General features: G+C 33.5%; 11 protein-coding genes. All 11 read left to right on the top strand.

The features are described 5' to 3' along the window. Positions 1–118 precede the first annotated feature (118 nt). The 11 genes from VOI25_RS12450 (at position 119) to VOI25_RS12500 (ending at position 12211) form a co-directional block, all read left to right on the top strand. Positions 119–1237 (top strand): N-acetylmuramoyl-L-alanine amidase, encoded by a 1119-nt coding sequence (locus VOI25_RS12450; protein WP_323789409.1) that lies wholly within the window; start codon positions 119–121, stop codon positions 1235–1237. Between the two features lie 54 nt (positions 1238–1291). After that, positions 1292–2245 carry an MlaD family protein gene (locus VOI25_RS12455; protein WP_323789410.1) on the top strand — a complete coding sequence of 318 codons (954 nt, stop codon included), beginning with the start codon at positions 1292–1294 and terminating at the stop codon, positions 2243–2245. A gap of 6 nt (positions 2246–2251) precedes the next feature. Then, positions 2252–3565 (top strand): (Fe-S)-binding protein, encoded by a 1314-nt coding sequence (locus VOI25_RS12460; RefSeq protein WP_323789411.1) that lies wholly within the window; start codon positions 2252–2254, stop codon positions 3563–3565. A gap of 4 nt (positions 3566–3569) precedes the next feature. Further along, positions 3570–4361 carry a (Fe-S)-binding protein gene (locus VOI25_RS12465; protein ID WP_323789412.1) on the top strand — a complete coding sequence of 264 codons (792 nt, stop codon included), beginning with the start codon at positions 3570–3572 and terminating at the stop codon, positions 4359–4361. A 3-nt stretch (positions 4362–4364) separates the two neighbouring features. Continuing rightward, positions 4365–4565 carry a hypothetical protein gene (locus VOI25_RS12470; RefSeq protein WP_323789413.1) on the top strand — a complete coding sequence of 67 codons (201 nt, stop codon included), beginning with the start codon at positions 4365–4367 and terminating at the stop codon, positions 4563–4565. Beyond that, complete coding sequence (locus VOI25_RS12475) at positions 4566–4760, top strand: hypothetical protein (protein WP_323789414.1); 195 nt, start codon at positions 4566–4568, stop codon at positions 4758–4760. Positions 4761–4769: 9 nt separating this feature from the next. Next, positions 4770–5255, top strand: a complete 486-nt coding sequence (locus VOI25_RS12480) for an ABC transporter ATPase (protein WP_323789415.1) — start codon at positions 4770–4772, stop codon at positions 5253–5255. An 18-nt stretch (positions 5256–5273) separates the two neighbouring features. Beyond that, positions 5274–6497: a phosphoserine phosphatase SerB gene (serB, locus tag VOI25_RS12485; RefSeq protein ID WP_323789416.1), complete on the top strand. Its 1224-nt coding sequence runs from the start codon at positions 5274–5276 to the stop codon at positions 6495–6497. Between the two features lie 129 nt (positions 6498–6626). Continuing rightward, positions 6627–9545, top strand: a complete 2919-nt coding sequence (locus tag VOI25_RS12490; protein ID WP_323789417.1) for a glycoside hydrolase family 3 N-terminal domain-containing protein — start codon at positions 6627–6629, stop codon at positions 9543–9545. Positions 9546–9683: 138 nt separating this feature from the next. Beyond that, positions 9684–10820 (top strand): N-acetyl-alpha-D-glucosaminyl L-malate synthase BshA, encoded by a 1137-nt coding sequence (gene bshA / locus VOI25_RS12495; RefSeq protein WP_323789418.1) that lies wholly within the window; start codon positions 9684–9686, stop codon positions 10818–10820. A 107-nt stretch (positions 10821–10927) separates the two neighbouring features. Continuing rightward, positions 10928–12211 carry a DEAD/DEAH box helicase gene (locus VOI25_RS12500; RefSeq protein WP_323789419.1) on the top strand — a complete coding sequence of 428 codons (1284 nt, stop codon included), beginning with the start codon at positions 10928–10930 and terminating at the stop codon, positions 12209–12211. Positions 12212–12254 lie beyond the last annotated feature (43 nt).

Here is a 12254-nt window from a genome sequence, read left to right on the forward strand (position 1 = left end):
TATTTTTTATGAATAGTTTATAATTTAATCAATTTATAAAAAGTGGTGAAACTCAGTTATAACAAGTATATACTGATAATTTTAAAATAAACCGAAAGTATTAACCGTTAGTAAAAGTATGAAAACGAACTTACAATATATTATCGTATGTATTGCCCTAATATTTACATGTTTTTTAACATCTGCAAATAACTATAATAAGACTAACGATAAGTTTGTCGTGGTACTTGATGCAGGACATGGAGGACATGATTCTGGGAATTTAGGCAATGGATATAGAGAAAGTGATATCGCACTTAAAATAGTTTTGGCAGTTGGTAAACAACTCGAGCAAAATGAAGGAATTAAAGTCATCTATACAAGAAAAAATGACACTTTTGTGACCTTGAGAGGTCGTGCTAAAATTGCAAATGACGCTGGAGCCGATTTATTCGTGTCTGTGCATTGCAATGCACATAACTCTGCAGCTCATGGTACTGAAACATTTGTACTAGGTTTGCACGCAAATCAGAGAAATTTTGAAATTGCAAAGAAAGAAAACGAAGTAATCTTTTTGGAGGCTGATTTTGAAAAACATTATGAAGGTTTCGATCCTAATTCACCAGAGTCCATGATTGGAATCACCTTGATGCAAGAAGAATATTTAGAACAAAGTATTCGTCTGGCTCGTCTAGTTGAAGATAGTTTTAAAGATAAAAGAAAACGCAATAGTCGTGGTGTAAAACAAGCTGGGTTTTGGGTATTGCATAACACATATATGCCTAGCATTTTAATAGAAACAGGGTTTTTGACCTATAAAAAAGAAGGTGCTTATTTAAATTCTAAAAACGGACAATCTAAAATGTCTAGTTCTATTATTGAAGCCATTTTAGCATACAAAAAAAACCTAGACCAAAATATTGGAGAGAATATCTACGAAGACAAATCTCCTATAGATTCTGACGAAACTGACGAAACAACACTTGTTTATGACAATGTTATTTTTAAAGTTCAAATAGCAGCAAGTTCAAGAGATTTGGCGCCAAAATCGTATAATTTTAAAGGGCTTACTGATATTTCTAAAGAGAAGGTAGGCGGACTTTATAAATATTATTACGGAAATACTTCAGATTACAACGAAATTAGACGTTTAGAAATCATTTCCAAGCAAAAAGGATATACGAGTAGTTTTGTTGTTGCCTTTAAAGATGGAGAGCAAATTAATCTATCAGAAGCACTAAAAACAAGCCCGAAATAGAAACATTCTTTATATATTTATTGCTAAGTTTGTTATAACCAAATATTAGACGCATTGAAAATCTCAAGAGAAGTAAAAACAGCAGTATTAGTCATATCTGGCATTCTACTATTCATTTTCTTATTCAATTATCTTAAAGGAGAAAACATATTAGACTCTTCGAGAACGTATTATACACTTTACGATAATGTGGAAGGTTTGGCGCCTTCAACTCCAGTAACTATCAATGGAATGAATGTTGGTAAGGTGAAAAGTATTGAATTCAAAGGTGATGGTTCTGGTAAATTATTAGTGACATTATTGGTAGATAATGATTTTCAATTTTCAAAAAACAGCACAGCTCAGTTGTATGATCTCGGATTAATTGGAGGTAAAGCTGTAGCCATTATACCTGCTTTTGATAATGCTGATAATGCTAAATCTGAGAGCTATCTTAAAACAACTGTTAAAGCAGGTCTTACAGAATTGGTTAATCAACGCCTAACTCCTTTGCAAGAAAAGATAGAAAGTGTAATGGAAAATACAGATTCATTACTCATAAGTTTGAATGAAGTTCTCGATAGCAAAACAAAAAATAATTTAAAGGAAGGAATTGCAGAATTGAATGCGACTATAAAGTCTTTTAAAAACACATCGATGTCTCTAAATAGACTAGTAGATACAAATCAAGAAAAGTTAACAGAGACGATTTCAAATTTTGAAAAAACATCTGAAAATTTTGCAAAATTATCAGATTCGGTAGCTGATGCTAATTTGGCTCAAACCATGAAAGACCTTCAATCTACGATTAAAAACTTTGATGCTATACTGCTAAGTATTAATAATGGCGAAGGTAGTATTGGGAAATTATTAAAGGAAGAAGGTTTGTATGATAATTTAGAGGCTGCCTCTAAAGAAATGGAAGAATTAATTAGAGATATTAAATTACATCCTGCTCGATATAGACGTATCTTATCGAAAAAGGAGATACCATATGAACCACCAACAGAAGACGATCAAAAGAATTAGACTGCAATGGAATATTTACCTAACATAATATTTGCCATTATTCTTACCATTGGCATTGGTTATTTTGCTAGAAATATAAAGAAACTCTTCAGAAACATTAAACTAGGTCGAGATCTTGATGTTTCTGATGATAAACCACAACGATGGAAAAATATGAGCATGATTGCTCTAGGACAAAGTAAAATGGTAAAACGCCCAATTGCTGGTTTTTTGCACATTATTGTCTATGTTGGTTTCGTAATTATCAATATTGAAGTCCTTGAAATTATCATTGACGGCTTATTCGGTTCACATCGCATTGGATTGAAAGTACTTCCAACTTCCGTTTATGGGTTTTTAATTGGAGCTTTTGAAATATTGGCAGTTCTCGTTTTTGTATCGGTAATTTTGTTTTGGTTACGACGAAATGTGATTAGAATAAAACGTTTTCTAAGTTCAGAAATGAAAGGTTGGCCAAAGAATGACGGAAATAATATTCTGTATTTTGAAATGGTTTTGATGACCTTATTTTTAGTTATGAATGCAACAGATATACAGTTTCAAACTTTAGATTCTGGAAATATTATCAGTCAATTCATAACACCATGGTTTGATGGTTTATCTGAAAGTACCATTCACCTTATAGAAAGAGCTGCTTGGTGGATGCATATCATTGGGATCTTAATATTCTTGAATTACCTCTATTTTTCAAAGCATTTGCATATTCTACTGGCGTTTCCAAATACATACTATGGAAAACTTACTCCCAAAGGTCAGTTTGAAAATCTTGAAGCTGTAACTAACGAAGTTAAAATGATGATGGATCCTAATGTTGATCCATTTGCTGCTCCTCCCGAAGCTGCTGAAGCAGCGATGCCAGCTAAATTTGGAGCAAGTGATGTGCAAGATTTAAGTTGGGTAAATTTATTAAATGCGTATACATGTACCGAATGTGGTCGGTGTACGAGTGAATGTCCAGCTAATCAAACTGGTAAAAAATTATCACCTCGAAAAATAATGATGGATACACGTGATCGTCTAGAAGAGGTTGGGAAAAATATAGATGCTAATAAAGGCGAGTTTAAGGATGATGGGAAGCAATTATTAGGTGATTATATCACTAACGAAGAACTTTGGGCTTGTACGAGCTGCAATGCTTGTGTTGAAGCTTGTCCTGTTAGTATAGATCCATTACATATTATAATGCAAATGCGTCAATATTTGGTTATGGAACAAAGTGCTGCTCCAACAGAACTCAATACGATGATGACTAACATAGAAAACAATGGAGCGCCTTGGCCTTATAACCAAATGGATAGATTAAATTGGAAAAACGAATAATGATATGAGCGAACAACTTAATGTGCCAACGATGGCAGAATTTATGGCTCAAGGCAAACAACCTGAAGTGTTATTTTGGGTTGGATGTGCAGGAAGCTTTGATGATAGGGCAAAAAAAATTACCAAAGCATTCGTTAGATTGCTCAATAGAGCTAATGTTGAATTTGCCGTTTTAGGGACTGAAGAAAGTTGTTCTGGTGATCCAGCAAAACGTGCAGGTAATGAGTTTTTGTTTCAAATGCAAGCGGTCACTAATATTGAAGTACTTAATGCTTACGAAGTTAAAACTATTGTAACTGCTTGTCCGCATTGCTTTAATACCATCAAAAATGAATATCCTGGACTTGGTGGAAATTACAAAGTAATGCATCATACCCAGTTTTTAAAAGATTTGCTTAATGATGGTCGATTAACCATTGAAGGCGGACAATTTAAAGGTAAACGAATTACATTTCATGACCCTTGTTATTTAGGTCGTGCTAACAATGTTTATGAAGCACCTCGTGATTTGATTAGAAAGCTAGATGCCGAATTGGTAGAAATGAAATCATGTAAATCTAGAGGTTTGTGCTGTGGAGCTGGAGGAGCTCAAATGTTTAAGGATGCTGAACCAGGTAGCAAAGAGATTAATATTGAAAGAACCGAACAAGCCTTAGAAACAAAACCAGAAATTATTGCTGCTGGTTGCCCGTTTTGTAATACGATGATGACCGATGGTGTTAAGAATAAAGAAAAAGAAGGTGATATTGCTGTAATGGATATTGCAGAATTAATCGCAAATGCTCAAGATTTATAAGTAATGGACAGAGAGAAATTACTCATGAAACCTATAGTTATAACAGGAGTTATAAATGGCTTATTGTTTGCTTTGTTTATGGCAGGATTTGGTTACTTTAATGGCGATTCTTTTTCCATATTAAAATTTCTTTTTCATTTTATGTTTTTTGGTTTTTTCATGGCAATATCCTTTAGATATAAATACACTAAAAAGAAAGATTAAATGGCAGAAGTGAGTAAAAAACGAATTATTAAAGCAGGTTTAATTGGTGGAACAATATTTAGTGTAGTTGTGCTTCTTGTTGACAAGCTTATGGGTAGAGATTTTTCTTGGTTGAGATTGGGTTTCTATTTTGTTTTTGGCGTTCTCATGTATGGATTTCTGACGTACAGGAATTTTAAAAAACATAAAAAATAATTATAGATCATGTTAGTTGATTTCAATACCTTACCTGAAGAATCAAGAGTTTGGATTTACCAAGCTAATCGATCGTTTACAGATGAAGAAATTGTAGATATAGAAGATAAATTAAAAATTTTCATTGAAAACTGGACAGCTCATGGAAGTGATTTGCAGTCTGGATTTACTATACAATACAAACGTTTTATCGTTATTGCTCTTAATCAAAACCTCAATATTGCAACGGGTTGCAGTATAGATGCTTCTGTTCATTTTTTTCAACAATTAGAAAAAGATTATAATGTAGATCTTATGGATAAAATGAATGTATCCTATAAACAAGGTGAATACGTTGCATACAAAACACTTTTAGACTTCAAAAAAATGGCTAAAGACAAAGCCGTTTCAAAAAATACGATTGTATTTAATAATATGGTGACTAATATTGCAGAATTCAATGAAAATTGGGAAGTGCCTGCAAGTGAAAGTTGGCATAGTAGATTCTTAAAATAAATCAAGCTACGATTTAATATGACCAAAGATATTTTTTTAATGAACATTTCTGGCCAAGATAAGCCAGGATTGACGTCAAGTTTAATGGGTGTTTTGTCCCAATATGGTGCCAAAATTTTAGATATAGGTCAAGCAAATATTCATGACACATTATCTTTAGGATTTATGTTTGAAATTGAGTCTGGACTCAACTCATCTTCAGTATTAAAAGATTTATTGTTTAAAGCCTATGAACTGGGTGTGACAGCTAAATTCTCACCAATTTCCCTTGATAATTATGAAAAATGGGTGAATCTGCAGGGCAAAGATCGTTATATAGTAACCATTTTGGGTGAAAAATTATCTGCTGAACAAATTTCTCAAGTCACAAAAGTAATCTCTGATAAGAACTTAAATATCGATGCTATTAAGCGACTAACAGGACGTATGTCACTTGTTAATGAAGAAAAATATCCACGCGCTTCAATTCAATTATCTATAAGAGGAAAAATTGATTGCAAAGCAGATTTTACAGAAAAATTCATGCAAATCTCTAGAGATTTAGATGTCGATATTGCATTTCAAGAAGATAATATTTTCAGGAGAAACCGACGTCTCGTATGTTTCGATATGGATTCTACACTGATTCAAGCAGAAGTTATTGATAAATTAGCTGAGCTTGCTGGTGTTGGACCTGAAGTAAAAGCAATTACTGAGTCTGCAATGCAAGGAGACATAGATTTTAATGAGAGTTTTATCAAACGAATGAAGCTTTTAAAAGGCCTTAAAGAAGACGTACTTCATGATGTCGCTGTTAATTTGCCAATTACTAAAGGTGCAAAACGATTGATTGATACCTTAAAAAGTTATGGATTTAAAACGGCTATTCTATCTGGTGGATTTACCTATTTTGGAAATTACCTTAAAGAAGAATTGGGTATGGATTATGTCTATGCAAATGAACTTGAAATTAAGGATGGTGTCTTAACAGGTGGTTATATTGGTGAAATTGTCGATGGAACTAAAAAGGCTGGATACCTTAAAGAAATTGCTAAAATGGAAGGTATAGATATCAGTCAAACTATTGCTGTAGGTGATGGTGCAAACGATTTGCCTATGCTTAATTTAGCTGGATTAGGCATTGCGTTTCATGCTAAGCCAACAGTAAAAGATAATGCCCAAAGTTCGATATCTAGTATTGGATTAGATGGTGTACTTTATCTGTTAGGTTATCACGATAGACATATCGATTTAGTTGAATAGTATTCATACTTAATTTGTTTACAACCTTCTTTATAAATCTATCTTAAAGTCTTTATACTTCCTCTTAAAAATACTATTTTGGCATAGTTTTTAGTTATGTTTATTAGACTCCAAATGTAGATTAGATTTATGCGTTATATATTGTCCCTTATCACCATTATTATATGTTCAAATACTGTAATTTCTCAAGACAGCAGTCATCCCTTATTCGCTAAAGATATTCAAGCCCAAAAAAAATGGGTGGATAGTTTGTATAATGCCATGTCTTTAGAGGAAAAAGTTGGCCAATTATTTATGGTTAGAGCGTTTTCAAATCAGACAAAGGCTCATGAAAATGAAATTGCAAAACTGATAAACGAGAATCATATTGGAGGCTTAATTTTTTCTACAGGTGGTCCAGTTAGGCAAGCGAAACTCAATAACTTATACCAGGCCATTTCAAAAACGCCATTGCTTATTGGTATGGATGCAGAATGGGGTTTGAGCATGCGTTTAGATTCTACTTATGCGTTTCCTTGGAATATGACACTTGGAGCAATTCGAGACAATAAATTGATTGAGCGTACAGGCTATCAAATTGGTGAACATTGTAAACGAATTGGTGTACACTTTAATTTTGCGCCAGTTGTCGATATCAATACAAATCCGAAAAACCCAATTATAGGGAATCGTTCCTTTGGGGAAGATCGCGATAATGTCACCGAAAAAGCTCTGGCATTTATGAAAGGTATGCAAGATGCTGGCGTGTTAGCAAATGCGAAACATTTTCCAGGTCATGGAGATACAGAAAGTGATTCTCATAAAACATTACCTACCATTAGCTTTGATGAAAAGCGAATTGATTCCGTAGAGTTATATCCTTATCGTAAACTCATTGAAAAAGGCTTGTCTAGTGTCATGGTAGCCCATTTAAATGTGCCAAGTTTAGAACCACGAAGTGGATTTCCATCATCGCTTTCAAAACATATTGTTTCAGATATATTGAAGGATTCTTTGGCGTTCAAAGGACTTATTTTTACAGATGCACTAGAAATGAAAGGCGTTTCAAATTACAGCGTTCCTGGAGAGATTGATTTGGCTGCGTTTCAAGCAGGTAATGATGTGCTACTCATTTCAGAAGATGTTCCGAAGGCAATAGATAAAATTATTGAAGCTTATAATGCAAAAGATATTTCAGAAGAACGCTTAGCACATTCAGTTAAAAAAATATTGATGGCTAAATATAAAGTTGGACTACAAGCTTACAGCCCAATAGGTACAGCAACCTTGTTTGATGATCTTAATCGTCTTAAAGATGATTTGTTATATGAAGAGTTATTAGAAAATGCAATTACAGTCGTTCGAAACAAATCCGAAGTATTACCATTAAGGAATCTTCAAACTAAAAAAATCGCCTACGTTCAATTTGGTGATGATGATGGTTCAACGTTTTACAATGAATTGAAAAAATATAGCAAGGTGCATCAAGTCAAGGCTGAAAAACTTGACGAATTGATTACCAAACTTCAAAATTATAATACAGTTATTATTGGTTTGCATCGTTCTAATAAACATGCTTGGGAGAAGTTTGAATTTACCGATAAGGAATTGGTTTGGCTCTATGAAATAGCAAGGACCAATACAGTAATCTTAGACGTGTTTACAAGACCATATGCACTAATAGATTTAAAAACAGTTGAAAATATTGACGGTATTGTAATGAGTTATCAAAATAGTACTATTGCACAAGAAAAATCTGCTCAAGCTATCTTTGGTGCTATTCCTGTTAAAGGTACGTTGCCAGTTTCAACAGGCGACTATTTTAAGGTTAATGATGGGATGACTTATAATGCATTAAATTCACTTAGTTATGGTTTGCCAGAACGTGTTGGTATGAGTTCAGAAATTTTAAAACGAGTTGATTCCATAGCACAATATGCAGTAGATAACAAAATGACACCTGGAATTCAGTTACTTATTGCTAGAAAAGGAAAAGTTATTTATAATAAGAATTTTGGCCATCATACCTATAGCAAAAAACAGGCTGTAAAGTTTGAAGATGTGTATGACGTTGCTTCGCTTACAAAAATATTAGCAACCTTACCATTAATGATGGAATTGGAAGAAAAAGGAGCTGTGTCATTAGACACAAAATTGTCTAAAATGTTACCAGAGTATGCGTCTTCTAATAAAAAGAATGTCACGATTAAGCAAATGTTATCACACTATGCTAGATTAAAGCCTTGGATTCCATTTTATATGGCGACATTAGATTCGGTTACAAAAAAACCAGATTCAAAATACTACAGAAGGAAAGCAACTTCAAAGTTTAATATTAAAGTTGCTGAAGATTTATATCTTAGAAAAGATTATCCAGATTCTATTCAGAAAATTATTAAAGACAGTGATTTATTATCCAGGTTGCGCTACCGTTATAGCGATATGCCTTATTATATTTTAAAAAAATATATTGAAAAGTATTATAAAAAACCTTTAGATGAATTGGTTCAAGATCATTTCTATCAATCTATAGGTGCAAATTATACAACTTATAACCCATCAGTTAAGTTTAGTAATTTGAATATTATACCAACCGAAATCGATGATTATTATCGTTATCAGAAAATTCACGGATATGTTCATGATATGGGTGCAGCAATGCAAAATGGAGTCGGAGGTCATGCAGGTGTGTTTAGCAATGCTAATGATGTCGGAAAAATTATGCAAATGTATTTGCAAAAAGGCTATTATGGCGGAAAAAGATATTTGAATACAGAAACGTTAGATAAGTTTAACACGTGTTACTATTGCGAGGATGATAATAGACGAGGTATTGGTTTTGATAAGCCGCAATTAGGTGATGAAGGACCAACCTGTGGTTGTTTGTCGATGACTAGTTTTGGACATTCAGGATTTACAGGAACTTATGCTTGGGCAGATCCAGAAGAAGAAATCATTTATATATTTTTAGCCAACAGAACGTACCCAAAAGCAGGTAAAAATCTCTTGCTCAGAGAGAACATAAGAACAAATATTCAAGAAGCTATTTATGAAGCTATTATAGATTAATAGTAAGATAAACCCTTTCAAAATGTTAAAAGGTTTCTCTTTAAGGTGTATAAATCTTTATCTTTACGTTCAGTCTAAATAAATAGTTGAGTTGTAGGTTTTGAACATTAATTGCGACTACTTACTAAAATCATTTCAATGAGAATAGGAATTGTATGTTACCCAACATTTGGAGGTAGTGGAGTTGTAGCCACAGAACTAGGATTAGAATTATCAAAACGTGGACATGAAATTCATTTCATTACCTATAGCCAGCCAGTTCGATTAGAATTATTAAGTAATAATGTACATTACCATGAGGTAACCGTTCCAGAATATGCTTTGTTTTTATATCAGCCTTATGAGTTGGCTTTATCTAGTAAATTAGTTGATATGGTAAAGCTTCATGATATAGAAATTTTACATGTACATTATGCTATTCCACATGCTTATGCAGCCTATATGGCTAAAAAAATGTTGCAAGAAGAAGGGATTTACATTCCAATTGTAACTACACTTCACGGAACAGATATCACTTTAGTTGGAAGCCACCCTTTTTATAAAACAGCAGTAACCTTTAGTATAAATAAATCAGATGCTGTGACTTCGGTGTCTCAAAGTTTAAAAGATGATACTTTACGTTTATTCGAGATTAAAAATGAAATTGAAGTTGTGCCAAACTTTATAGATTTAAGTAAACATGAAAATCATTTTACCGATTGCCAACGTGGAATGATGGCTACTGATGAAGAAAAAATTATTACGCATATCAGTAATTTCAGAGAAGTAAAGCAAATTCCAGATGTAATTAAAGTTTTTAATGAAATACAAAAGGAAATGCCAGCAAAATTGATGATGGTTGGTGAAGGTCCAGAACGAGAACCAGCCGAACAATTATGTGCCAAATTAGGTATTAGTGATAAAGTAGTTTTCTTCGGTAATAGTAACGAGATAGACAAAATCCTTTGCTTTAGTGATTTGTTTTTATTACCATCCATTACAGAAAGTTTTGGTTTAGCAGCATTAGAAGCAATGGCTTCTGGAGTGCCTGTGATTTCTAGTAATACAGGAGGAATTCCAGAAGTTAATACCGAAGGTTTTTCAGGATATTTAAGTCCAGTTAATGACATTGAAGGCATGTCAAAAAATGCCATTCATATATTAAGTGATAGTAAGCGTTTAGCACAATTTAAAACTAATGCTAAAGAAGCTTCGAAACGCTTTGATATTCATGCCATTGTACCGCAATACGAAAAAATATATGAAGATACTTTACAGAAGTGTCTGGTTTTGTAAATGCGTAATATGTTGCTAAATTCTAGGTATCGAATAAAATAACCTTACATTTGCCGTTAACGAAAGAGGTAACCTAAATAAAAGTGTTTATCTCACAATTTTTATTTATGTCATTTCAATCTTTAGGCTTATCTGATGCCTTGTTAAAAGCAATTAGCAAAAAAGGATACGAAACTCCCAGTCCAATTCAAGAAAAAGCGATTCCTCCAGTTTTAGAAGGTCGTGATGTATTAGCATCAGCACAGACAGGAACTGGAAAAACTGCAGGTTTTACATTACCATTATTACATTATTTATCTGAAAATCCTAAAGCTAAATTTAGACCAATTCGCGCTCTAATATTAACACCAACACGTGAGCTTGCTGCGCAGGTTTATGAAAGTGTTAAGGACTATAGTGAATATTTGGATATTAGAAGTGCAGTGATTTTTGGAGGTGTGAATCAAAAACCACAAGCTGCTACAATTCGTCGTGGTGTTGATGTATTGGTTGCTACTCCTGGTCGTTTATTAGATTTACATAATCAAAACTTATTATCTCTAAAACGAGTTGAGGTTTTTGTACTTGATGAAGCCGATCGTATGCTCGATATGGGTTTTTTGAGAGATATAGAACGTGTCATGAAACTAATGCCTGAAAAACGTCAGAACTTAATGTTTTCGGCAACGTTTTCTAAGGATATTCGAAAGCTGGCGAATGGAATATTAAACAATCCAGTACAAGTTGAAGCAACTCCTGAAAACACAACAGTTGAAGCTATTTCTCAAAAAGTATATCGAGTTGCTAAAGGATTAAAAACAGGTTTAATTATTAAACTTATTATTGATGGCAACTGGAAACAAGTTCTTGTGTTTACGAGAACCAAACATGGCGCCAACAAGCTGTGTAAAAAAATGATTAGTTCTGGAATTACTGCGGCAGCTATTCATGGAAATAAAAGTCAAGGGGCAAGAACTAAGGCCTTAGCCGGATTTAAAAGTGGAAGCGTTAAGGTGCTAGTCGCCACAGATATTGCTGCTCGTGGATTAGATATTCCGTTATTACCTCACGTTGTAAATTTTGAATTGCCTAATATTTCTGAAGACTATGTGCATCGAATTGGCAGAACAGGTAGAGCAGGAGCAGATGGTCAAGCGATATCCTTGGTTAGTGCCGATGAAACAACATTTATGCGTGACATAGAGAAATTAATCGGACAAAAAATTGAAGTAGAAATTCTTGATGGATTTGAACCAGATCCTAATGCGTCGACTGAACCAATTAGACCTGGTCAAAATAGACAACCTCGAAATTCTCGTAAGTCTGGTTCTAAAAATTCTGGTGGTAATAGACATAATTCCAATAGAAATAAAAGTAACAATTCTAGACGACGAAACGATAGACGAAACTAATCTAGTTGTCATTGCGAGTTGCTTTTTTAGCAACGTGGCAATC

Source organism: Psychroserpens sp. (assembly GCF_034670085.1).
Classification (GTDB): Bacteria; Bacteroidota; Bacteroidia; order Flavobacteriales; family Flavobacteriaceae; genus Psychroserpens.